The organism is Clostridium sp. (genome assembly GCF_050717635.1).
In the GTDB taxonomy this organism is placed as follows: domain Bacteria; phylum Bacillota; class Clostridia; order Clostridiales; family Clostridiaceae; genus Clostridium_AD.
This window is the reverse complement of the sequence record NZ_JBOITO010000041.1, coordinates 1-21,970: the sequence shown is the minus strand read 5'-3', so window position 1 is coordinate 21,970 and position 21,970 is coordinate 1. Positions and strand designations below refer to the sequence as shown.

At 31.5% G+C, this 21,970-nt stretch carries 21 protein-coding genes and 1 pseudogene; 13 read left to right on the top strand and 9 right to left on the bottom strand.

Annotation, left to right across the window (positions count from 1 at the left end; translation table 11 throughout):
* Positions 1-5 precede the first annotated feature (5 nt).
* Positions 6-224, bottom strand: coding sequence for a hypothetical protein (locus ACREWB_RS21255; RefSeq protein WP_431549479.1), 219 nt, complete (start codon positions 222-224; stop codon positions 6-8).
* A 121-nt stretch (positions 225-345) separates the two neighbouring features.
* Here ACREWB_RS21255 and ACREWB_RS21250 point away from each other — a divergent pair, with 121 nt between their 5' ends.
* The 11 genes and pseudogenes from ACREWB_RS21250 (at position 346) to ACREWB_RS21200 (ending at position 7,726) form a co-directional block, all read left to right on the top strand.
* The gene (locus ACREWB_RS21250) at positions 346-1,206 is read left to right on the top strand and encodes a PHP domain-containing protein (RefSeq protein WP_431549478.1); all 861 of its coding nucleotides are present in this window, start codon (positions 346-348) and stop codon (positions 1,204-1,206) included.
* A gap of 117 nt (positions 1,207-1,323) precedes the next feature.
* On the top strand, positions 1,324-1,863 hold the full coding sequence (locus ACREWB_RS21245; RefSeq protein ID WP_431549477.1) for a PTS sugar transporter subunit IIA: 540 nt from the start codon (positions 1,324-1,326) through the stop codon (positions 1,861-1,863).
* 41 nt (positions 1,864-1,904) lie between these two features.
* A complete protein-coding gene (locus ACREWB_RS21240) occupies positions 1,905-2,192 on the top strand; it encodes a PTS sugar transporter subunit IIB (RefSeq protein WP_431549476.1) in 288 nt (95 codons plus the stop codon).
* Positions 2,193-2,255: 63 nt separating this feature from the next.
* Complete coding sequence (locus ACREWB_RS21235; RefSeq protein ID WP_431549475.1) at positions 2,256-3,614, top strand: PTS galactitol transporter subunit IIC; 1,359 nt, start codon at positions 2,256-2,258, stop codon at positions 3,612-3,614.
* Positions 3,615-3,681: 67 nt separating this feature from the next.
* The gene (locus tag ACREWB_RS21230; RefSeq protein ID WP_431549474.1) at positions 3,682-4,338 is read left to right on the top strand and encodes a class II aldolase/adducin family protein; all 657 of its coding nucleotides are present in this window, start codon (positions 3,682-3,684) and stop codon (positions 4,336-4,338) included.
* A 29-nt stretch (positions 4,339-4,367) separates the two neighbouring features.
* The gene (locus tag ACREWB_RS21225) at positions 4,368-5,372 is read left to right on the top strand and encodes a dihydroxyacetone kinase subunit DhaK (RefSeq protein ID WP_431549473.1); all 1,005 of its coding nucleotides are present in this window, start codon (positions 4,368-4,370) and stop codon (positions 5,370-5,372) included.
* A 24-nt stretch (positions 5,373-5,396) separates the two neighbouring features.
* A complete protein-coding gene (locus ACREWB_RS21220; protein ID WP_431549472.1) occupies positions 5,397-5,993 on the top strand; it encodes a dihydroxyacetone kinase subunit L in 597 nt (198 codons plus the stop codon).
* Between the two features lie 223 nt (positions 5,994-6,216).
* A pseudogene (locus ACREWB_RS21215) lies at positions 6,217-6,366 on the top strand (WCX domain-containing protein); the annotation flags it as partial.
* A gap of 192 nt (positions 6,367-6,558) precedes the next feature.
* A complete protein-coding gene (locus ACREWB_RS21210) occupies positions 6,559-6,885 on the top strand; it encodes a hypothetical protein (RefSeq protein WP_431549471.1) in 327 nt (108 codons plus the stop codon).
* Between the two features lie 330 nt (positions 6,886-7,215).
* Positions 7,216-7,440 carry a DUF1659 domain-containing protein gene (locus tag ACREWB_RS21205; protein WP_431549470.1) on the top strand — a complete coding sequence of 75 codons (225 nt, stop codon included), beginning with the start codon at positions 7,216-7,218 and terminating at the stop codon, positions 7,438-7,440.
* A 49-nt stretch (positions 7,441-7,489) separates the two neighbouring features.
* A complete protein-coding gene (locus ACREWB_RS21200; RefSeq protein WP_431549469.1) occupies positions 7,490-7,726 on the top strand; it encodes a DUF2922 domain-containing protein in 237 nt (78 codons plus the stop codon).
* A 103-nt stretch (positions 7,727-7,829) separates the two neighbouring features.
* Here the strand turns inward: ACREWB_RS21200 and ACREWB_RS21195 are convergent, their stop codons facing one another.
* The 5 genes from ACREWB_RS21195 to ACREWB_RS21175 all read right to left on the bottom strand — a co-directional run bounded on the left by ACREWB_RS21195 (position 7,830) and on the right by ACREWB_RS21175 (position 15,759).
* Positions 7,830-8,768: an ABC transporter permease gene (locus ACREWB_RS21195; RefSeq protein ID WP_431549468.1), complete on the bottom strand. Its 939-nt coding sequence runs from the start codon at positions 8,766-8,768 to the stop codon at positions 7,830-7,832.
* A complete protein-coding gene (locus tag ACREWB_RS21190) occupies positions 8,761-9,912 on the bottom strand; it encodes an ABC transporter permease (RefSeq protein ID WP_431549467.1) in 1,152 nt (383 codons plus the stop codon). The genes ACREWB_RS21195 and ACREWB_RS21190 overlap by 8 nt, the downstream gene beginning before the upstream one ends.
* Positions 9,913-11,439, bottom strand: coding sequence for an ABC transporter ATP-binding protein (locus ACREWB_RS21185; RefSeq protein ID WP_431549466.1), 1,527 nt, complete (start codon positions 11,437-11,439; stop codon positions 9,913-9,915).
* A 130-nt stretch (positions 11,440-11,569) separates the two neighbouring features.
* On the bottom strand, positions 11,570-12,691 hold the full coding sequence (locus ACREWB_RS21180; protein WP_431549465.1) for a BMP family ABC transporter substrate-binding protein: 1,122 nt from the start codon (positions 12,689-12,691) through the stop codon (positions 11,570-11,572).
* Positions 12,692-13,017: 326 nt separating this feature from the next.
* Positions 13,018-15,759, bottom strand: coding sequence for a penicillin-binding transpeptidase domain-containing protein (locus ACREWB_RS21175; RefSeq protein ID WP_431549464.1), 2,742 nt, complete (start codon positions 15,757-15,759; stop codon positions 13,018-13,020).
* A gap of 253 nt (positions 15,760-16,012) precedes the next feature.
* Here ACREWB_RS21175 and ACREWB_RS21170 point away from each other — a divergent pair, with 253 nt between their 5' ends.
* Both ACREWB_RS21170 and ACREWB_RS21165 read left to right on the top strand, forming a co-directional pair.
* Positions 16,013-16,798, top strand: a complete 786-nt coding sequence (locus ACREWB_RS21170; RefSeq protein WP_431549463.1) for an ABC transporter ATP-binding protein — start codon at positions 16,013-16,015, stop codon at positions 16,796-16,798.
* A 2-nt stretch (positions 16,799-16,800) separates the two neighbouring features.
* Positions 16,801-18,465, top strand: a complete 1,665-nt coding sequence (locus ACREWB_RS21165; protein ID WP_431549462.1) for a hypothetical protein — start codon at positions 16,801-16,803, stop codon at positions 18,463-18,465.
* Between the two features lie 18 nt (positions 18,466-18,483).
* On the opposite strand, the gene ACREWB_RS21160 is transcribed toward ACREWB_RS21165, so the two are convergent.
* The 3 genes from ACREWB_RS21160 to ACREWB_RS21150 all read right to left on the bottom strand — a co-directional run bounded on the left by ACREWB_RS21160 (position 18,484) and on the right by ACREWB_RS21150 (position 21,797).
* On the bottom strand, positions 18,484-19,902 hold the full coding sequence (locus ACREWB_RS21160; RefSeq protein WP_431549461.1) for an MFS transporter: 1,419 nt from the start codon (positions 19,900-19,902) through the stop codon (positions 18,484-18,486).
* Positions 19,903-19,992: 90 nt separating this feature from the next.
* Entirely contained in the window at positions 19,993-20,868 is an 876-nt protein-coding gene (locus ACREWB_RS21155) for a DMT family transporter (RefSeq protein WP_431549460.1), read from the bottom strand.
* A 170-nt stretch (positions 20,869-21,038) separates the two neighbouring features.
* Positions 21,039-21,797: a S16 family serine protease gene (locus ACREWB_RS21150; protein ID WP_431549459.1), complete on the bottom strand. Its 759-nt coding sequence runs from the start codon at positions 21,795-21,797 to the stop codon at positions 21,039-21,041.
* Positions 21,798-21,970 lie beyond the last annotated feature (173 nt).

Below are 21,970 nucleotides of genomic sequence, written 5' to 3'. Positions count from 1 at the left end.
GAAATTCACCCACCAATATTTTTTTTATTAGATTTTTTATTTTTATTGGATATTATATTTAAATTTTGAAATAACTTAGGAATAGGAATAATATTTTTAAACTTATTAAGTACTAAAGCAATTATAAAAGACAATATTGTTAAGAAAATATTATTATAAATAAATGACATGATTAGGAGAGAAACATCAATCACAACGATTACATACCAGAAAACAATTTTCATAATTATGCCTCCTTTTTAATAATAATATTACATCATTTAGAAAAAAGCAATGGTATATTTTAAATTGATAAACATAAAAAATGAAGTATAATAATACATATTGATGTGTGGAGGCGATTTAATGAGTTATAATATTGATTTACATGTGCATTCATATATGTCTGATGGTACATACAGTCCTAAAGAAATAATACAACTTGCATTTAAAAAAGGAGTTAAAGCAATTGCTTTGACAGATCACGATAACATAGATGGAATTCATGAAGCAGAGGAGGAAGCCTTAAAATATAATATTGATTTTCTTAAGGGAATAGAAATAAGTTCACTGTATGAGGATGGAAGGATACTTCATATTATTGGATTAGGTATTGATACAAATAATGTGGAATTTCTAAAAGTTTACACTAGGATGAAAAAAGCAAGACAGGCAAGTGTAGAAAGTATACTTAAAATATTAGAGACAAAAGGCATTTATATAGATATTGATGTATTAAAAAAGAATTCTTTAAATAAATATTTAGATAGGTATGATATACATAAATATTTTATTCAAAGTGGTATAAGTAATAATGCACAAGATATTTGGGACAAATACTTGGATCCAATTGCGTATGCTAAGGATGAATTAATTAAAGTTAAAGAAACTATAGAAATTATTAAAAAATCAGGCGGGCTATCTTTTTTAGCACATTATAATAAAAGAATAGGATTGCAAGGGCTTAGCAAAGTTCAAATGGAAGAGCATATAAAATACTTAATAACATTAGGACTTAATGGAATAGAGAGATATTATCCTTCTTACAGTAAAGAAAATATTGATTATTTAGACTACTTAATTAATAAATATAATCTAATACCTTCAGGAGGAACAGACTTTCATGGTTTAAACAGACCTGCAATAAATCTAGGAACAGGAACTGGTAATTTCTTTATTCCACACAGTGTATATGAAAACATCTTAGAAAAGATTAATAACAAGTAGTTAAATAATATTCACAATGTATACAATATTCAAACAAAGGACATGCACTAAAATTAATTTATAATTTTAGTGCATGTTTTTTTACAACAATTAAGAAAACAGCAGGTTTAAAGTATTATGCACTATGTTGGCATAAGACTTGCTTTGAAATATATACAGATAGAACATTTAGTAAAGGAGCATATAATTATGGATGAAAAAGAGATTTTATTTCATGAAAAATTGATTTTACTTAATTACGAGGCAGAAAGTAAAGAAGAACTATTGAAAAACATGTCAAAAATATTAAGAGAGCAAGGTTATGTAAAGGATTCCTTTGCTGAAGGAGTTTTACAAAGAGAAATAATTTATCCGACGGGATTAAACACTGCTGGTGTAAAAGTAGCAATACCTCATACTGATGCAATTCATGTTGAGAAACCGGCTATTCTTGTTGCATTATTAAACAAAGCAGTTAGTTTTAAAGAAATGGGGGGTGGAGTTAACGATGTTGAAGCGAAATTAATATTTATGCTTGCTATTAAAAATCCAAGTCGTCAAGTACAAACATTAGGTAAGTTGATGTCGATTTTTTCTGATAAAGATAAATTACTTAGCATTTATAATTCAACAACTACGAAAGAGGTGATAGATAAATTATCTCAAATTGTATCTTAGCTGTTAATAATTAAAACTAAAAATAAGAGGAGGATTTTATTATGAGTAAAAGAAAAAATATTATTGTTGCATGTGGATCAGGAGTTGCTACTTCACAAACTGTTGCTTCTAAAATTGAAAGTATGTGTGAAGATGAAGGACTTAATGTAAACGTTGATGCGGTTGATATTAAATCTCTTGAAAGTATTATAGACCAGTGTGATATTTATGTTTCTATTGTCCAAACTGGTTTAAAGGATTGGGGAAAACCAACACTAAGTGGAATACCATTCTTAACTGGTATTGGAATTGATGAAGAGTTTGATAAACTTAAGGAAATGTGTAAATGATAAAAAAATCTCGTTACCTTTGATACACAGGAATATAAAGTCAATTTAATAGGGGGAAAAGATATGAGTTCAGTAGTAAAGTATATATTAAGTTTAGGTTCAGCTATATTTTTACCGATGGTTATGATAATACTTGGCTTGACTATTAAAATGAAACCTAAAAGAGCAATAATAGCTGGAATAACATTAGGAGTAGCATTTACTGGTATGAATATAATTTTAGGATTTATGTTTAATTCTATTAGCCCTGCAGCTAGTGCATTTGTTGAAAACACAGGTATTAATTTATCTGCAATAGACGTTGGGTGGGCTCCAATGGCGGCAATAGCATGGGCTTGGCCTTATGCACTGGCTGTATTTCCTATTCAAATAGGTATAAATGTACTTATGTTAGCTTTAAAATGGACTGATTGTTTGAATGTAGATCTTTGGAATGTTTGGGGTAAGATTTTTACAGCAACTTTGGTTGCATCAGTAACTGGAAGTATACCACTAGCATTTGTTGCTGTAATAATACAAATCATTGTTGAACTTAAAAGTGGCGATATAACCCAAAAGCAAATATATAAAATTACAAAAATACCTGGTGTTGCATGCACTCACCCTATGTTAATTCAAGCAGCTGTACTTGCACCTATAAATAGACTGTTAGATTTTGTGCCAGGGATAAATAAGATCAATGTAAATGCGCAACAAATGAAGGAGAAGATAGGCGTATTTGGTGAAAATAGTGTCATGGGATTTATAGTTGGTGCTTTAATAGCCATGTTTGGTGGATTTGATCTTAAAGGAATTTTAAATACAGCAATGCAAGTTGCTACGGCTCTTGTTCTTTTCCCAATGGTAGCAAAATTATTTATGCAGGCACTTGCACCAATAGCTGATGCTGCAGGTACTTTCATGAAGAAAAGATTTAAAGGCAGAGAAATTTATATTGGTCTTGACTGGCCTTTTATGGCAGGACAAGCAGAAATATGGGTTGCTGCAATTATATTAGTTCCTTTTGAATTAGTTATTGCTGTATTAATGTCTAAAGCAGGCGTAAACAATGTTATTCCTTTAGCAGGTATTGTTAATATAATTGTTGTTGTACCTGCATTAGTTGTAACGGGTGGAAATTTAATTAGAATGATTATTCTTGGTTTAATAGCAACACCAATGTATTTATTAGTTGCTACAAGCATTGCACCTATTACAACAAGTCTTGCAAAAGCAGTAGGAACTATAGAAATTCCAGCAGGACAGTTTATTGCTTTCTTCGGTGTGGAAATGCCTGAATTGAGATGGGCACTTGCTCATGGATTAAATATAATACATGGAGATGTAGTTGGTCTTGCTTCACTAATTGGTTTCTTTGGTCTATTCTTTTGGTATGCAAAAGATATGAAGAAAAGAGATATGCAGGATCTGTTGGATTCATAAAATAAAGGTAACATAGCACAAAAATATAAACATGAATATAAATATAATATAAGAGGAGAGATATGATATGTTAGAAAATTTAAAAAAACAAGTTGTTATAATTGCACAGGAAGCTGATAGGACTGGGTTATGTAAGCATAAATCAGGGAACTTTAGTATTAGAGATAAAGAAACAGGTTATGTTGTAATAACTCCATCAGGTGTGGATAGAGAAGAATTAACTTATCATGATATATGTGTTATAGACTTGGAGGCTAGGGTTATAGAAGTGGAAACAAACGTACGACCATCAAGTGAGCTATTAATGCATCTTGAAGTATATAAAACAAGACCAGATATATTTGCTATGGTACACACACATTCTCGTTTTGCTACTTCTTTTGCTGTAATAAAAAAAGAAATACCAGCTATAATATATGAATGTGCTAATTTTGGATTAAAGGATGGAGTAGTTCCAGTAGCTAATTATGGAAGACCAGGAACAAGAGCTCTTTCAGATAGTGTAATTGAACCTATAAAAAAATCAGACATGATACTTTTAGAAAAACATGGAGTAGTAGCAGTAGATGTAGATCTTAAAGAAGCACTTTTAAAGGCTCATTATGTAGAAGAATTAGCTGAAATATATTATAGAACGCTTATGTTGAATGGTGGTAGAGAACCAGATGCTTTTTCTGCGCAGGAACTTGAGCAGTGGAAGTATCCTTCTGAAGTAAAACTTTAAGGCAAAGCATAGGTGGAGGTATAACTGTAATGAAAAAGTTAATAAATAAACCAGAAGATTTTGCAAGAGAAACAATAGAAGGAATAATTGCGGCTCATCATGATTATTTGAAAATAGTAGATAATAACTTTAAATGTGTGGTTAGAGCTGACAATAAAAAAGATAACAAAGTTGCAATAGCTACAGGGGGAGGATCAGGTCATCTTCCAACTTTTCTTGGATATGTGGGGTATGGACTAGCTGATGGAGTTAGTGTAGGAAATGTATTTGCATCTCCAAGTGCTGAGTGTATGCATGAAGTGGATAAGGCTATAAATACAGGTGCAGGTGTACTTCATTTATATGGAAATTATGGTGGAGATATAATGAATTTTGGAATGGCTTCAGATCTTGATTCAATTGAAGATATAGAAGTTGAAGAAGTACTGGTAACAGATGATATAGCCTCTGCTCCAAAAGGAGAGGAAGAAAGAAGAAGAGGCGTTGCTGGAATATTTTATGCGTATAAAATAGCTGGAGCGGCTGCTGAAAAGATGAATACTTTAAAAGAAGTGAAAAGATTAGCTCAAAAATCAGTTGATAATACAAGAACTATGGGAGTTGCATTAACGCCTTGCATTGTTCCAGAAGCAGGGAAAGCTACTTTTTCAATTGATGAAAATGAAATGGAAATAGGAATGGGTATACATGGAGAACCTGGAATACTGAGAACTGAATTAAAAAAATCAGATGAAGTAGTAGAATATATAATGGATAGACTAATTTCTGATCTCCCATATAATAAGGGAGATGAAGTTTCCATTTTAATTAATGGACTTGGAGCTACTCCATTAGAGGAACTATACATTGCCTATAGAAAAGCTGATGAAATACTTAAAAATAAAGGTATTGTAATATATAGACCTTATATAGGAGAATTTGCTACTTCACTTGAAATGGCTGGTATGTCAATTTCTTTGTTGAAGTTAGATGATGAACTTAAGGAACTTTTAGATCAGCCAGCATATACTCCATTTTTTCAACAAATTAGATAATTTAAATACAAAGGAGTAGAACTTATGGAGAAAATAAATAAAGAATTTCTGAAAGTGATATTAGGTGAGATAGTTAATGTACTCAAGGATGAAAAAGACTATTTGACACAACTAGATGCGGCTATGGGAGATGGAGATCTTGGAATAACAATGACAAAGGGGTTTCAATCTATTTATGATGAGTTAGATAAAATTGAAACTGAAGATATGGGTAAAATATTTATGAAGTTAGGCATGAAAATGAATTTAACTGTTCCGTCTACTATGGCAGTAACAGGAATTAGCGAAATAAGTCTTAAAGATGCGGTAAACATGGGCAGAGCTGCTGTAAAAGGAGTTATTGAAAGGGGCAAAACAAAGGTAGGTAACAAAACAATGTTAGATGCCCTTCAACCTGCAGTAGAATCCCTAGCTATATCATTAGATGAAAACAAAACATTAAGTGTGGGATTTGAAAAAGCATATGAAGCAGCACAAAATGGAGTTGAAAAGACGAAAGATTTAAAACCTGTACATGGAAGGGCGGCTTATTACCAGGAAAAATCTTTAGGAACACCTGATCCAGGAGCAGTTGCTGTAATGTATATATTTAAAGGTATTAAAAAAGCTTTTAATAAATAAAATTTAGAAACGAGCTGTATTTTTTAAAAAAAATCGGCTAAAGACAGAGGGAACCTGCTGAAATATATATATATTTCAGCAGGTTCCCTCTGTCTTTAAGAAAATAATGTAAAATTTAATATATTGCTTGGGAAATAAAATAATGGAACAACGATAAATTCTATTTATGTGAAAACTTTGCAGTATTATAGTTGGGAACTAAGAAGGTAATGATAAAGAAGGCTACTTTATAGCTAAATTTATAGCAAAGTCATCAATAGGATTAATAAGATGGTTATTACAATTAGGTAGTGAGGCTACGGTTATAGAACCCATGGAATTAATTAATGAGATTAAAGATGAAGTGAATAAGATGAAATTATTATATGATTAGCCTGTACGTTTTTTTGTACAGGTTTCTGTTGCATTATCAGAGCGCCTTTAGGTATAATATAAAAATAAAAGCTATAGCAATTCAATTCCTTATACTTGAAATTTATGCTATTATTAGTATAAAATTAATCTATAGTTTAGTGAACAACTATAAAAAATACAATATAGAAACTATTTATTTGGGGGGATAGACATGAAAAAAAAATTAGCTATTTATACAATTATTTTTATTATTCTCTCAACTGGTACATTTTTGAATATACACATCTTATATAATGATAAAGAAAAAGCGATATATAATTATATAAATTCTAAGGTAGGAACTTTTATCGCTAACTCTATAAGACTCAAGTATCAGTCAACAGATAATATTGTTAATCCAGTAATCAAGAGTTATGGGGAATGGTATGATGTTTATGGTGCTAAAGGATTTACAGGAAAATATAAAGTTTTATATATTGCTGTAAAGGCTGATGAAAAAAATGTTTATAAAGTTACCACAGTAAAGACTGACCCATAATGTTCATATATAACGTAACATTATAATATTGCAAAATAAAGGAAGGATGATTTTCCCGCCTTTATTTTTTTGCTGATTATTAATCACATACTTAATAGAATCATATTATCATTTGATTTATTGGTGAATTTAGCATTAATAATAGCACATAGAATAAAATATTGTATTATTTATTATTCTCAAACCCTGTTTAAACACCATTTTTAATTGTTTGTAGTCAATAAATTTGGAGAACATAAATAAATTTATATATTTTAATAAATTTCCGCACAAAATTTTTGAAGGTCATATATACTCAATGAAAACAAAATGAAGGAAGGAGTGATTTAAATGGCAGTTGTATCAACAAAGGTAGCCAGTGCGCTAAAACTTACTATGAAGGTAGGGGTTGACATCAATGGTAAAGACAAATATGCAACCAAGAGATTAAGTAATCTAAAAGTTGCAGCAGTGGACGAGGACATTTTTGCTGTAGGAGAAGCTATCTCTAGTCTCAAAACTTATCCATTATTCAGACTAGACAGAGAAGATCAAGTCAATTTAGTTATGGAATAAGCTTATTAAAAGTATCCAGGTCAAATAATTTAAAGGAGGAAAAAGTGATATGCATAAATTAGTTATGAGATTTTTAACAGAAACAGAAGGTAAGTATTTCACGTTAACTGTAGATGATATCAAGGCTGACGGAGATGGAGTTCCAATTATTACAGAAGCTGAGGTAAACGCTCTTATGGATTTAGTCATTGCAAAGAACATCTTTGAGTCAGCTAATGGTAACTCAACTGGAAAGAAAGATGCTAAGGTAGTTACTACTGATACTAGTATAGTTGAAGTAGCATAGGAAAATAGTGCCTGTAAAAGGGAACTTTTTTTCACTAGTTCTAATTATTGATCGAAGTGTATATCTGTCAAAAAAAAATTTTTAAAAACAATAAAAAGTATTATTATCTTTCTTCTCTAAAATAAGGATTCCCAAGTCCTGCTGGGGGTGAATTCTTGCTAGATTTCTTCCTAGATACTATTACTAGAATAACTATTGTAGCTACATAAGGAATCATATCGATAAGGTATTGAGAGATTGGAAAATTTGGTATGCCTTGTAACCTAAATCCAATAATATCAAGCCCTCCAAAAAGGTATGCTCCTAGAATTGCTCTATGAGGTCTCCAAGTTGCAAAAATTACTAAAGCCACTGCAATCCACCCTTTACCTGCTGTTACATTTTCCTGCCAAGCTGGCACATAAACAAGAGATAGATATGCTCCTCCAAGACCACAAAGAGCACCGCCTATTAAAGTATTAACGTATTTATATAAATTAACATTTATACTAGCAGCATCCGCAGCTGCTGGATTTTCTCCAACTGCCATGGTGTTTAATCCTTTAGTAGTTTTGTATAGATATAAAAATAAAAGTACGGTTACAATATATCCTAAATAAACAAATTTGTCATGATTAAAAAATATATCTCCAATAATAGGTATATCTCCAATTAATGGAATTCTTACAGGTGCAAAAAATGCTTTAACTTTATCAGGTGTTACCTGTCCAATTAAGTTTTTACCTACCATACTTGAAAATCCAGTTCCAAATATTGTTAATGTAAGACCGCATACAACTTGATTAGCCCTAAGACTTATAGTTAAAAATGCATAAATTAATGCACTAAGTGCACCAGCAATTGCTGCAGATACCATTGCTATGATTGGATCTCCTGTATTTAGTCCAGCCATAAATCCGATGACAGAACCAACTAGCATCATGCCTTCTACACCAAGATTAAGATTTCCAACTTTTTCAGTTAATATTTCACCTAATGTAGCAAAAAGTAGAGGGGTGCCAGCTACAACCGCAGCTGCCAAAAATGATATTATATTATCCATTCTCATTCTCCTCCTTTATGGTGCCATCATCTTTTTTAGCTTGCTCCTCATTAATCTCATAAGTATTATCCTTCGGTATATTAATTTCACTTACATAACATTGTTCTTTAAAACTTACCTTATATCTAGTGAAGAATTCGCTGCCCAATACGAAAAATAGTATTACCGCTTGAATTAGTTGTGCAGCTGCCTCCGGTATTCCAAAGGCTGTTTGAATGAATGAGGCTCCCTCTAAAAGTGCTGCAAAAAGTATAGATACTATTACAATAATGGGTGCACTGAGTGCAGATAGCCAAGCTATAATTATAGCTGTAAATCCAGCTCCACCTGCAACTTGTAGAGTTAGTGTTCTACTCACCGCTGAAGCTTGAATTACACCTGCAGTTCCACATAGGGCACCACTTAAAAATATAGCTACATACATGGTGTTTTTAATTTTGATACCTGAATATATAGCTGTTTTTTCACTTTCCCCAAGCACCGATATTTCATATCCTTTTTTAGTATATTTCATAAAAATGTACACTATAATCACAAGTATTAATGCAACTACCCATCCCATATGTATACCGAAAAACTGTGGAAGAGTTGCATTTGGAGAGAAATTTGGTATTTTCGGAAAACCCATTGCATTTTTATCTTTCCAAGGTCCATATTGCAAATAAGTAATGATTTTTATGGCAATGTAGTTTAGCATTAAGGTTACAATGGTTTCATTAGTCTTCCATTTCCCCTTAAGAACTGCTGCAATTAATGCCCACAAGCCACCACCTAAAATCCCTGCAGAAAACATTATTAGCAATAGTGGAATTTGAGGCATCTGTGGAAATTTCAAAGCAAAATAACTAGCAAAAAGTGCGCCCATTAATATTTGTCCCTCGCCACCAATGTTCCAAAATTGCATTTTGAAGGCTATAGAAATACCAAGTGAAGCAATTATTAAGGGTATTGCCTTAATAAGTGTTTGTTTGACAGTATATTCTGATCCAAAACTTCCTTTTATAATTGCGACGTACACATCTATTGGATTAAGTTTAATTACTAGTAGAAATATAGCTAGTACTAAAAGTGATAGGAGGATTGCAATAGTTCTTATTTTAAAACTATCAGCTTTACTGATTTCTGCTCTTTTAACAAATCTCATCTATATTGCCCCCTCATCTACTGAATTCCCTACCATCATCATGCCAATTTTTTCTCTTGAAGCCAACTTTGCATCGACAATTCCAGTAACTTCTCCATGACAAATTACCATAATCTTATCACATAATTGCATTAATACATCTAAATCTTCTCCAATGAATAATATAGCTGTACCTTTTTCCTTTTCTTTACTTATAAGATCGTAAATTGTATAACATGTATTAACATCTAGTCCTCTAACTGCATAAGCCATAATAAGAATTTTCGGATACATGCTAAGTTCTCTTCCAACTAATATTTTTTGAATATTCCCACCGGATAAATATTTTATTGGATGATATATGTCTGGTGTTTTAATTTCAAATTGATCCACCATTTTTTTTGCCTTTTCAATGACTGGTTTCCTATCTATAAATATCCCTTTTTGTTTATGATAATCCTTTAGTAAAAGGTTATCCACCATGCCCATAGATGCAACTAGTCCCATTCCTAATCTATCCTCTGGTATAAAGCTCATGCTTATGCCCTTACTTATAATATCCCTTGGTGATTTTCCAACTAGGTTTTCCCCCTCGAGTACTATCTCACCACCTGCAACCTTCTGAATTCCTGCAATAGCTTCACACAATTCCTTTTGACCACTTCCAGCTATTCCAGCTATTCCAAGAACTTCTCCTTGTCTCAAATAAAAACTAATGCTTTTAATTACCTCTGCTTTTTCAGCATTTAACACTCTCAGATCCTTTACTGCTAGAACTACTTCTCCTGCCTCTCTATCTACTCTATTTATAGATAAATCTGCCTTTCGTCCCATCATAAGTTCTGTTAAAAGTTTTGGAGTAGTATTTGCTTTTTCCACAGTTTTAACAGCTTCACCTTTTCTTAGAACAGTAATTTTATCACATATTTCCATTACTTCGTCCATTTTATGACTTATAAATATAATTGCGCATCCTTGCTCTTTCATTTTTAACATTATTTTAAATAATTTCTGGATCTCACTATCTGTAAATACTGTAGTAGGTTCATCTAACACTAAAATATCGGCACCTCTATAGAGTACCTTAAGTATTTCAAGGTTTTGCCTCTCACCTACGGCCATATCGCAAACATATTTATTTATATTCACCTCTAATTGAAACTTTTCACATATATCATTGATTTTTTTTACTTCTAATTTATTATTAAAAAATATTCCACTGCTCTGGCCTAGTAATATGTTTTGCTTTGCAGTCATTTCCTCTACTAATTTAAAATGTTGATATATCATTCCAACTCCAACCTTTATAGCATCCTTTGGAGATGTGAAATTCATATTCTTTCCATGAATAGAAATAGTACCACAATCCGGTGTGTATACTCCAGATAACATATTCATAAGAGTGCTTTTACCTGCTCCATTTTCACCTAGTAATGCATGGATTTCCCCTCCATGTACAGTTAAATTCATATTTCTATTAGCAATAACTTTTCCGAAGGTTTTACTGATGTTCTCTATAGATACATAAGGGATTTTATCCATATTCATATTCCCTGCCCTTCATATTTTTTAGTTTTCTGGATACATAAAACATGAAATATAGTAAGTATAAATTTCATACTTACTATATTTCAAATACTTATAGGTTAATAATATATGTTTTAAAGCTAATATTATTTTACTTTGCGATTTGTCCTTCTACTCCTTTAACAAACCAATCAATTTGTAGCATTTCTTTGTCTGTCATTTCTACACCTTTTTCAATTTTAACTTTTCCAGTTTGATCCATTAAAGGTCCTACAAATATTTTGTTTTCCCCTGATAAAATTGCTGCAGTTGCTTTATCTACTGCCCCTTGTGCCCCTTCTGGTGCATTAGCTGTTAATGGTGCAAGTTTAACTATTTTGTCATCTAAACCTCCCCAATAACTTCCTGATTTCCAAGTGTCATCTTGAATAGCTTTTACTTGTGCAACATAATATGGTGTCCAATCCCAAATTGGTGATGTCATATAAGCTTTAGGTGCTTTAGCTTCCATAATTGTATTGTAACCAATAGCAAATATACCTGCTTCTTCAGCTGCTTGTAGTGGCCCTGCGGTATCTTGATGTTGAGAAAGTACGTCTACCCCTTCAGATATTAGAGCTTTTCCTGCTTCTTTTTCTCTAGTTGGGTCATACCAAGTATTTGTCCATTTTACTTTTACTATTGCTTTTGGATTTGCAGATTGTACTCCTAAAGTAAAGGCATTTATACCTCTTATAACTTCTGGAATTGGGAAAGCTGCTACATATCCTATTGTGTTAGTTTTAGTTTTCATTCCTGCAACTATCCCTGAAAGGTATCTTGCTTGGTACATACGTCCAAAGTAGTTTGACATATTTTCTGAAGTTTTGTATCCAGATGCATGTAGATATTTAACATCAGGATGTTTTAATGCTGATGCTTCCATGCCATCCATGAATCCAAAACTTGTTCCTATAATAACGTTAGCTCCTTGATTAATCATATCTTCGCATACTTTTTCTACTTCTGCTAAATCTTCTTTTACTGATTCTCTAAGCATTGTCGTTACACCCAATTGTTTTTCTAAGTCTTTTCTAGCTACGTCATGAGCGTAAGTCCATCCTTCGTCACCTACAGGTCCTACATATATAAACCCTATGGATAATGGTTTAGTTTCAGTAGTAGGTGTTTCGGGAGCAGGTGCTTCTGTTTTTGGGGCGCTAGCACATCCTACCAACACTAAAGACATAACTAGTGTAAGTGAAATAATTAAACTTCCTAATCTCTTTTTCATTATTAATTCCCCCTCTATTCAATTTAAATGTTAATAGTACTTGCTATATTTTTAGTTGCCTTCGTTAAAAGCACCCTCCTTTTTAAATTTTAATTCAGATAAATTCTGTCTGCGGTATTTTTTTTAATCCTTCATAAATTTCTCTTTTTAATTTTCACCTTTTAGTAATATTACATCATTTCTCATATAAAATCAATCTGTTTTTGTGAATATTCATACAATTAAAAATATTGGGGGTTTTCTATTGAGATTAATCATTTTAATAAGCTAATTGGTTCTAAAATTCCAATTAGAAACCAATTAGCTTTTAATTATTTAGTATTTTATTAATATTCGCTGTAATCGTCCATTGACTTCAATTCTATGTCATACTTGTTTTTATACTTTGCCATTCGAGGATCATTTTTAAAATAACTCTCGTATATACCTCTAGCAACATTTGCAGCATCGGAACCATAACCTCCATCAAATATAACTACAGATATTGCAATTTCAGGATTTTGTGCTGGTGCGTAGCCCACATACCACGCATAATCCGATCTACCAATCTTATTTTGAAGTTCAGGATTATTAAACTGTGCTGTACCTGTTTTACCACCTGTAGGTATAGGGAAATCACGAAGTGCTTCGGACGCAGTACCATCAGTATTACCTCCAGGACCTGTAACATTGTTCATTCCTTGCATAACTAGGTTTCTAGTTGTTGCACTCAAATCCGCTTTATTTAAAACTACAGGTTTTGTTTGTGATACTAATTTTCCACTATAATCTGTTACGTTATCAACCAAATTAAGTTTATATCTTGTTCCACCATTTGCTAGGGTCGCTATATAATTTACCATCTGAAGAGGTGTAAAATTATCCATGCCTTGACCAATAGATGCAATAAACATATTATATGGTCTACTTAAAGAACGATGTCCTTCATCAACTGCTAGGAAATATATCTTGTCTAAAATTGCTTTTATATTTGCATCAGTAAACTTTATTTTTTTATACTTAGGATCCGCAGAAATTAATTCTTTAAATAACTTTTGGTAGTTACTTTTAGAATAAGTTCCATTTTTTACAGAGCTTTTTATAGCATTTTTAATCTCGGTTTTTATTTCTGAAAGTTTTTTACCACTTGATTCAATAAGCTTATCATTTTCTCTATCATACAAATCTATTGAAGGGGATTTGACTCCTCCAACACTAACCCCAAGAGTTAAACTTTCCTCAATGTTATAAAGATATTGCGTTGCAGAGAGATTTTTCTGGGAAACCGTATTGTATATTTGCCCAAAATTTTCGCTTATTTCTATTCCAGTACCAGGGTTTACTGCTTTAGGATTTGCCCCTAGTCCAAACATCCATGCATATTTAGCTAAAATATCATCACCAAATTTTTCCCTTAATTTCTGACCTACATTCATAAAAAACGGGTTGCTGGATTTTTCTATTGCCCTTACTACGTTTACAACACCATTTGAACCATCTGATTCGAACCTATTCCAATTTGGTCCTCCTATTTTATTTTCGCCTCCCATGTCATATCCACCTTTATCATCATAGGTAGAATTACCATCTATAACCCCTGTTTGAAGACCTACAATTGCAGTCATTGGCTTCAAAGTAGAACCTGAAGGAATTAGTGACATAGTTGCATAATTATATAAGTATTTCGGAAAGTAGTCGTACTTGTCATTTCTAATTGTAGTATTTCCCTTAATATTCTTATCTATTGGGAACATAAAATTAATTAAACTTTGTGGTATTCCATTAGCTTTTGCTAACTTTTCATAGTCCGGATTAAAATATTTTTCTGATTTAGCCTGTGTTAATCCTTGAGAAGTAGAAAAATCATTTGGATCGTAACCTGGCAAGCTAACAAGTGCTAATATGTCACCGGTGTGAATATCTTCTACAACAGCTGCACCTCTTGTAGCATTTGATACATCTAAGTCACCCTTAGAACCTCCTTGACGTTGTAATCTCGTCATCTCACTATTCAAAGTGCTTGCTGTGGCATATTGTAAATTTGCATCTATTGTAATCTGAACGTTGTTTCCTGGAGTTGCTTTTTTGAGTGAAGATCCTTTCTTTACACTAGCCTGATTATCAACAATTATCTCTTCTTGGCCGTTAACGCCTTTAAGACTACTCTCCATTGCAGCTTCAATTCCAGAAGTTCCCACATAATCTACACTTGTGTCATAACCCTTTGCAGTATATTTCGCCGAAGCAGTAGGACTTATTTTGCTTATATATCCTAAAACTGAAGAAGCAAGCTGACCATATGGATATTGTCTCATAGGGTGATAATCTACTTTAATTCCAGGTAATTCTGAAAGAATTTGATCGATTATAAACGAAGTATCTTTCTTTAAATTAGTAGCTATGCTAATGGGTTTATATTGAGTAAAATAATTCATTTTAATATCGTCGTTTACAACTAAATATCTTCTTATTAGAGCTGGGTAAGCATCGATATGTAAACTTGATATTCCTTCTATAACGCCATAATTCTTAAGAAGCTGATTGTATATCTGCTTAGGAGTAAATTTTAAGAGAGCATTATTAAATTCAGTAACTTCAGATGGAGTTAAATCAGTTTCTTTTTTATTTTTAAATTTGGTTTTTAAAATATCTCCTTGAAGACCCCTATCTTTTATAAATCTTAATAATAGGATTTGTATGGACTTAGGATCACTTGAATTAAATTCAAACCTGTATGGATTAATTTTCAAGGCGAAACTATCTGTCTGAACTTCTCCATTTTCATCCAATATTTTAAATACTTTCTGAAGTGTTGTAAATAACTGTTTATTTGATTTAGATGTATCAGTGTATGAAAGATTATAACCTGGCACTTCTTTTGCAAGGGTTATTCCATTTTTGTCTAGTATTAGTCCTCTTGGCGCCTCTATTGTAATCTTATGAGTATTAGAAGCAATAGTTGCTTTATCCTTGTAATATTGTCCCTTGTATACTTGCAAATAATATAACTTTGCAAGTATTACTGAAAATATAATTACCATAATTATAATTAGTGAATTATACCTAGTGAATTTTTTTGTTTTTTCCATTTCATCACCACTTTAAACTTTCCTTTATTATTGTACCTTTTACCATTATACTATTTTGTTCTTATTAAATTATATACAATATTAATGTAATTTACAAATAGTTAGTATGATAATATATACATCGCTTTACTAATCTTAAAGATACAATTCGTATTAAACAAACTACATTACTATATTCAAAATTTCCCAATCAACCCAATTAAGTTGTATAATAGATAAGATAAGCAATTTAATATACGTTCAAGGGGATGGTATGGTGGAGAATTTAGAAAGCATAATATCAATTGTGGATTTGCAAATGAGCTATGGAAGTAAAAGGGTGCTTAATGGAATAAATTTAGAGATTCCTAGAGGGCAGATTATAGGATACATAGGGACTAATGGTGCTGGTAAAAGTACAACTATAAAAATAATGCTTGGGATATTAGATGGCTATCAGGGAAAGGTAGAAATACTAGGACAAGATATAAGTAGTGGAAGTATAGAGTATAAGAAGAAAATAGGGTATGTTCCAGAGCTTGCAGATATATATGAAAGCTTAACTGCTTATGAGTATATTAGCTTTTTAGGCGGGATATATGAATTAGATGAGAAAAATCTTATTGAAAGAGTAAAGAAGCTAATGGGTTTATTTGGAATGGAAGACGTTATAAATTTTAGAATATCCTCATATTCAAAAGGCATGAAGCAAAAGCTACTTATAATATGTAGTTTAATTCATAACCCAGATATATTATTTTTCGATGAGCCTTTAAATGGTTTAGATGCAAATAGTGTAATGGTATTCAAAGAGATAATGAAGAGCCTTGCAAAAGAAGGAAAGACTATATTTTACTCTTCACATATAATGGATGTAGTTGAAAAAGTAAGCGATAGAATAATACTTTTAAACAATGGACAAATAGTGGCAGATGGAAGTTTTGAGGAGCTTAAGAATAAGCAGGAAGGTTCACTGGAAGAAATATTTAATCAACTAACAGGCTTTAATGAACATGCAGAGATTGCTAAAGAATTTGTTTCTTTAATTGAAGAGGTGTAATTATGAAAAATTTCACCGTACTCAAAATATTAGATAAATTTCAATTGTTATATAAAAAATTTGGTGTTAACTATAAGACTATGAGAATGATTTTACAGATTAAATTAACCATGGATGCTCGTAGAGTAAGTACTGTCATTGGAAATAATAAAAAGGTAGATGAAAGTCGTGACAAAAATAATTATATAAACTTATTGTTATTTAATTTAGTTATAAGCTGTTTTATTGGATTTATAATGACCATTGGAGAGTCATCTATTATAACTACAAATATTGTAATAGGCGTAAATCTATTTATGATGGTATCACTTATGATATCTGACTTTTCAGCAGTACTTTTAGATGTTGTGGAGAAGAATATATTATTGCCAAAGCCTATAGATAATAAGACATTCAATGCGGCAAAGACCACTCATATATGTATATATTTAATGGGTTTATCATTGTCATTAAATTTAATTCCACTAGCTATTGGTTCGCTAAAATATGGAGCTTTATTTTTTGTAATATTTAGTGTAGAGTGCATACTTGCTGTTTTATTAGTTATATCGGTAACAGCATTATTGTATACTTTAGTTTTAAAATTTTTTGATGGAGAAAAGCTAAAGGACATAATAAATTATTTTCAAATACTATTAGCTTTTATATTTGCATTTGGGTATCAGCTAGCTTTAAGAGTTTTTGATGCTACAAATATGAATATTGTATATGTACCTAAATTTTGGCATGCACTACTTCCATCTATGTGGTTTGCTTCGCCCTTTGGGATTTTAGTCGATGGGAATAAAGAACCTTTCTTAAAGTTTTTATTTTTGCTAGCAATAATAGGACCAGTTATTTTGATTATATTTTATGTTAAAAGAGTAGTCCCTTATTTTGAAAAGAATCTTCAAAAGTTAAATGAAAATGGAGGAATCGTAACAAAAAAAAGTGAAAATAGAAAAGAATTTATAGCTAGCCTTGTTTGCAAAGACAATATTGAAAAGAGCATGTTTAAATTCACTCAAAATATGATAGCTACAGAAAGAAACTTAAAGCTTAAGATTTACCCATCACTTGCAATGGCTGTATTTTTACCGGTTTTGTTTATATTTATGGATAGAGGAACTGGTAAATCCATTATGGATAATATTCAAACAGGCTATGGCTCAAAAATTCATTTATTAATGTATATAAGTATATACTTACTGTGTTTTTGTACAGCATTCTTAAATAATAGTGATAATTATAAAGGCGCCTTTATATACAAGGTATTGCCAGTAGAAAATCCAGGAGTAATATTAAAAGGTGCGATAAAAGGAACAATATTTAAGTTAATAATACCACTTTATATATTAGAGGCAGTAGTGTTTTTAATACTAAAAGGGCCGTCAATAATTATAGACTTAATAGTAATGTTTTTAGTTCTTTTAATAGTAGCTTTACTGTATTTTAAAGTATCAAATAAGTCATTGCCGTTTAGTGTTAAGTTTGCTACTACAGATAGTGGTAAGCTTATAGTGCCTGCCATAGTTACAATTGTGGTAATTGGAATATTTGCTTCAATTCATATAGCTATTAGAAATAATGCCACATTTATTTGTGTTTATGCTGGAGTGCTTTTAATACTTAATGTGATCCTTTGGAAAATTAGTTTTAAGGTGTGTTGGAAGGACATAGAAATGTAAAGGTATAGCAGAATTTTGCTATACCTTTTTTCTATATAATCTTAAAAAGGTTAAAATGGCTCCAATCATGCAAATAGCAGCTGCAGTTATATATACAGTTTTCATACCGTAAACAAATGCATCACTACGCCCAACTACATAATCAGTTACATGATGACCAATTTTATAACTCATTCGGTTATATAGTAGCGTAGTAGATAAGGCTATTCCACACACCATTCCTAAGTTTCTTACGAGACCATTTATACTTCCTGCAACGCCTAGCTTATCCCTTGGTACTGTGGACATTATAAGGGAATTATTAGGGGATTGAAATAAACCATTACCTATAGACATAGCTCCTATAAAAAATACCATACTCATTACCGAAGACTGCTCATTTAAAGTTGACATTAATAGTAGCCCAAAACTTGTAAACATAAGCCCTATAAATGTTAGAATCTCTGAACCTATTTTATCAGACAAATGACCACTAACTGGTGACACTACAGACAAAATCAAGGGATAAATCATAAGTATTAATCCAGTGAATCCAGGTGAGAACTTCATCACATTCTGGAGATAAAAGGGTTGAATAATAATAGAACAAAATATAGCTAAAAATGAGATAAACCCACAAAATATGCTGAGTGAAAACAATTTATTTTCAAATATTTGTAGTTGCAGTAAAGGATTTTCGATTCTCTTTTCTACCATAATAAATGCAATAAAGGAGATAATCGCTATTAAAAATCCTAGTAAAATTATTGGCTGGGTAAATCCAACCTCTTGGCCTTTACCTAGAGCTGCAAATAAAGGAACTACAGCAAACATAAAAAGTAATGCTCCGACTCCATCCATTTTTCCCTTTACTTTCTTGTGACCTTTAGGAAGTAATTTAAAAGCATAAAAAAAAGTTAATATACCTATGGGTATATTTATTAAAAATATGTATTTCCAACTAATGCTGTCTACTATAAATCCTCCTAGTGCTGGTCCTACCAAGGCTCCTAGAGCAACGAAGGTTCCTGTTATTCCTAGTGCTCTACCTCTTTCATTTGCTGGAAATGTTTCTGTGATAATCCCCTGACTGTTTGCCATAACAGCTGAAGCACCTATTGCCTGTATTACTCTAGCTAAAATTAAACTTGAAAATGAGTTTGTTATTCCACAAAACAAAGAACCTAGCGTAAATAAAGCTAATCCAAACTTAAATACCTTTGTCTTACCAGCCATATCTCCAAGTCTTCCAAAAATCAATATAGTTGCTGAAATTATAATTAAATAACTTGTCACTACCAATTGAATACCACCTGATGTTACATTCAAAGAGTTAGCCATGACAGGTAATGCTACGTTTACAATGCTACTGTCTAGGGTAGCCATAAAAGTTACCATTACTACTATAAATAAAATTACCCATCGACTATTATTACGACTATTGTTTGCTGAATCCATATATGTTCTCCTTTGATGTTTGTACAAATATATTTTTGTTTCGCAATATTATATCATAAGAGAATTCACTTCGCTAATAAAAAAAGAGTTTTATATTTTCTTAATAATTGCAATTACTAAAGAAAAAAGTAGAAGAATTGTCCCAATTAAACCACCCAAAAGAATTTTTTCTTGTAGAATAAAAAAGGCCATAAGTAATGTAAATAGAGGTTCCCCAAGTAATATAATTCCTACACTTTCTGAACTGGCAACCTTTTGTGCCTTAGTTTGTAAAAGTAATGAAATACCTGTGGAAAAAATGCCGATAAATAAAATGGGTGCAAAATTTGGATAAAGGAGTGAAAGGTTGAAGCCTTCAAAACATGCTCCTATAGAACTTGCAATGGTAACTACTGATAATTGAACAAAGGTTAAAACAAAGGCATCTCTATCGTCTCCAAAACGATCTAATAGTATAATATATAGGGTATAGGTGATTGCAACGCCAAGGGCAAGTCCATCACCTAGATTAAAGCCAGTTCCATTTATTCCTGAAATAAGTCTAAGTCCAATTAAGGAAAGAATGACGCTAATTACTGTATACTTAGAAGGCGTCTTTTTTCTGATTGCGCTTTCTATAATCGGAATAAAAAGCACAGGGAGTGCTACTAAAAATCCGGATTTTGAAGCGCTGGTGTATTTAAGACATATAACGCCAAAGGAATAAGCGATAAAGGTAAGTATACCTAAATAGGAACCAATTTTTATATCCTTCATTTGAATTTTTTTAACCTTATTAAAAGAAGTCATTAAAATAAATACTGTGGCTAGAAAAAAACGGGCCATCATGAAATGGAAGGATGGTAATCCAGTCATATATAATTTAATTAGAATGGTGCTCGTTGCCCAACCTAGGGCTACAAGTAAAAGCTGAAGATGTGCTATTGTCTTTTCTGAAATTCTTTTTTTAATTATTATTTCTTTCATCAAAATAAACACCTACCTATAAAATTATAATTTATAAATTTATCTTTATATTCTACAATTTTATTATAACATCAAATCTGATAATTCATAATAATATTTCACTCAGTGATAATGTGGATTATAAATATAAAAACCGACTATCTATTAAAGAAAGTCGGCAAGTTAGAACTTCATTTTTCTTCTAAAATGATTTTATTATATTTTTGTAATTTTGCTATTATACGCTGTTTAATAGTATCCATGATGGAGGTACTGTCATTTTTATGAAAGTCGAAATCGTACAGAATATCGATGCAATCTTCTAGTGTTTTAACTGCGTAAATGTGAAACAAGTTATTGTCAATGGCAGTTAATATTTTTTTATCTAAAATTAAATCATTAACATTGCTATAGGGAATAATTACTCCGTGAGTTCCATCTAAACCAAATAGATCACATATGTCAAAGAAGCCTTCAATCTTTTCATTTACACCACCAATAGGTTGGATTTCACCCTTTTGATTTATGGAACCTGTAATTGCTAGGCTTTGTTTTATTTTAATATCAGAGAGACTAGACAATAATGCAATAAGTTCAGCACCAGAGGCACTATCTCCTTCAATACCAGAATATAATTGTTCAAATACAATACTTGCATTAAATGATAGTGGAATAGTTTGTCCTAATAATTCTCCCACAAAACCAGATAGAATGAGAATTCCTTTACTGTGAATACTACCACTCATATTTGCTTCTCTTTCAATATTAATAATACCTTTTTTGCCAGCATAGGTGGCTACGGTAATTTTGTGTTGTTGTCCAACAGTACAATCTCCCGTATCGATTACAGATAAGCCATTAATTTGACCTACTTTAGTGCCTTTTAGATCTACTATATACAGCCTGTTTTTATACATTTCTAAGATTTTTTTCTTATAAAGATTGTGCATATTTTGGAATTCTTCAATGGAACCTAAAATATGAGATTTATCTATTACTCAAACTTCGCACATGTAAAATATAGATAAACCTTTGATATATCAACGTTTAAAAGCATTAATAAGTAGAAAAATCCTCCTAAAAATGATATAATGTAAGTAATGACAAATACAAAAAATATCAA

What these genes read in the sequence shown, in the direction of transcription:
- ACREWB_RS21255 (WP_431549479.1), bottom strand. Translation starts at nt 224, where the DNA reads ATGAAAATTGTTTTCTGGTATGTAATCGTTGTGATTGATGTTTCTCTC.
- ACREWB_RS21250 (WP_431549478.1), top strand. Translation starts at nt 346, where the DNA reads ATGAGTTATAATATTGATTTACATGTGCATTCATATATGTCTGATGGT.
- ACREWB_RS21245 (WP_431549477.1), top strand. Translation starts at nt 1,324, where the DNA reads ATGCACTATGTTGGCATAAGACTTGCTTTGAAATATATACAGATAGAA.
- ACREWB_RS21240 (WP_431549476.1), top strand. Translation starts at nt 1,905, where the DNA reads ATGAGTAAAAGAAAAAATATTATTGTTGCATGTGGATCAGGAGTTGCT.
- ACREWB_RS21235 (WP_431549475.1), top strand. Translation starts at nt 2,256, where the DNA reads ATGAGTTCAGTAGTAAAGTATATATTAAGTTTAGGTTCAGCTATATTT.
- ACREWB_RS21230 (WP_431549474.1), top strand. Translation starts at nt 3,682, where the DNA reads ATGTTAGAAAATTTAAAAAAACAAGTTGTTATAATTGCACAGGAAGCT.
- ACREWB_RS21225 (WP_431549473.1), top strand. Translation starts at nt 4,368, where the DNA reads ATGAAAAAGTTAATAAATAAACCAGAAGATTTTGCAAGAGAAACAATA.
- ACREWB_RS21220 (WP_431549472.1), top strand. Translation starts at nt 5,397, where the DNA reads ATGGAGAAAATAAATAAAGAATTTCTGAAAGTGATATTAGGTGAGATA.
- ACREWB_RS21210 (WP_431549471.1), top strand. Translation starts at nt 6,559, where the DNA reads ATGAAAAAAAAATTAGCTATTTATACAATTATTTTTATTATTCTCTCA.
- ACREWB_RS21205 (WP_431549470.1), top strand. Translation starts at nt 7,216, where the DNA reads ATGGCAGTTGTATCAACAAAGGTAGCCAGTGCGCTAAAACTTACTATG.
- ACREWB_RS21200 (WP_431549469.1), top strand. Translation starts at nt 7,490, where the DNA reads ATGCATAAATTAGTTATGAGATTTTTAACAGAAACAGAAGGTAAGTAT.
- ACREWB_RS21195 (WP_431549468.1), bottom strand. Translation starts at nt 8,768, where the DNA reads ATGGATAATATAATATCATTTTTGGCAGCTGCGGTTGTAGCTGGCACC.
- ACREWB_RS21190 (WP_431549467.1), bottom strand. Translation starts at nt 9,912, where the DNA reads ATGAGATTTGTTAAAAGAGCAGAAATCAGTAAAGCTGATAGTTTTAAA.
- ACREWB_RS21185 (WP_431549466.1), bottom strand. Translation starts at nt 11,439, where the DNA reads ATGAATATGGATAAAATCCCTTATGTATCTATAGAGAACATCAGTAAA.
- ACREWB_RS21180 (WP_431549465.1), bottom strand. Translation starts at nt 12,691, where the DNA reads ATGAAAAAGAGATTAGGAAGTTTAATTATTTCACTTACACTAGTTATG.
- ACREWB_RS21175 (WP_431549464.1), bottom strand. Translation starts at nt 15,759, where the DNA reads ATGGAAAAAACAAAAAAATTCACTAGGTATAATTCACTAATTATAATT.
- ACREWB_RS21170 (WP_431549463.1), top strand. Translation starts at nt 16,013, where the DNA reads ATGGTGGAGAATTTAGAAAGCATAATATCAATTGTGGATTTGCAAATG.
- ACREWB_RS21165 (WP_431549462.1), top strand. Translation starts at nt 16,801, where the DNA reads ATGAAAAATTTCACCGTACTCAAAATATTAGATAAATTTCAATTGTTA.
- ACREWB_RS21160 (WP_431549461.1), bottom strand. Translation starts at nt 19,902, where the DNA reads ATGGATTCAGCAAACAATAGTCGTAATAATAGTCGATGGGTAATTTTA.
- ACREWB_RS21155 (WP_431549460.1), bottom strand. Translation starts at nt 20,868, where the DNA reads ATGAAAGAAATAATAATTAAAAAAAGAATTTCAGAAAAGACAATAGCA.
- ACREWB_RS21150 (WP_431549459.1), bottom strand. Translation starts at nt 21,797, where the DNA reads ATGCACAATCTTTATAAGAAAAAAATCTTAGAAATGTATAAAAACAGG.